1 pseudogene is annotated in these 441 nt (G+C 35.1%); it reads left to right on the forward strand.

The annotated features are described in order from the left end of the window. Nucleotides 1-441: pseudogene (locus L0M85_RS10085) on the forward strand (helicase); the annotation flags it as partial.

A 441-nucleotide genomic window follows, 5' to 3' on the forward strand; every position in this document is an offset into this window, starting at 1 on the left:
TTGTCAATCTACCTGAGTTGATGAAAATCTATAAAGAAACAGCCGACATTCAAACACAAGATATGTTGGATTTACCTGTTCCAGAAGCTCATATTATCCCTATTGAGAGTGAGTTAACTGAAAACCAGAAACTCTATTTAGAAGAATTGGTTATGAGGTCAGATATGGTCAAATGTGGAACAGTTGATCCGAGCCAGGATAACATGTTAAAGATAACAGGTGAGGCACGAAAACTAGCAATTGATATGCGTTTATTGGACTCTAGTTATAGTCTAGCAGACAATCATAAATTGCTTCAGGTAGTGGATAATGTTGAAAGAATTTATCGTGAGGGAATGGAAAATAAGGCTACTCAGATGATTTTTTCAGATATTGGAACACCTAAGAAAAAGGACAATGGCTTTGATGTTTATTCTGAGATTAAGGCTTTATTAGTTGATA

This window comes from Streptococcus sp. DFI.7.26 (genome assembly GCF_022240605.1).
Classification (GTDB): domain Bacteria; phylum Bacillota; class Bacilli; order Lactobacillales; family Streptococcaceae; genus Streptococcus; species Streptococcus xiaochunlingii.